1 protein-coding gene is annotated in these 447 nt (G+C 39.6%); it reads left to right on the forward strand.

The annotated features are described in order from the left end of the window. On the forward strand, positions 1–447 hold a 447-nt coding region (locus tag AC3E7H_RS09950), incomplete at both ends, for a Spy0128 family protein (RefSeq protein WP_490676511.1).

Consider the following 447-nt stretch of genomic DNA (forward strand, 5'->3'; position numbering starts at 1 on the left):
GAAAATACTGCAGCTCAAGTTGTGAACTACTACAACCCAACTACGAAGAAAGTTGAAAAACCAAGCAAACCAACTGAAAAACGTGTCAACAGCGTACCAGTATCAGTAGAATTCAACTTTACTAAACGTTTGGAAGGTCGTGAGCTTAAAGCTAACGAATTCAGCTTCGTTCTTAAAGATTCAACAGGTAAAGTTGTTGAAACTGTAACGAACGATGCATCTGGAAACGTTAAGTTCTCAGCTATCGAATTCAAGAAAGAACAAGCAGGCGTTCACAACTACACTGTAGAAGAAGTTAAAGGATCTGACACAACCGTTACATACGATACTATGAAAGCGAATGTAACAGTTACAGTGAAACACGATGGAACAGCTAAAGTTCTTATCGCGACTGTAGGCGACATCGCTGATAAAGAGTTTAACAACGTCGTAACTCCACCAGAAGAA

This window comes from Streptococcus sp. SCPM-O-B-15304 (M98), assembly GCF_058200215.1.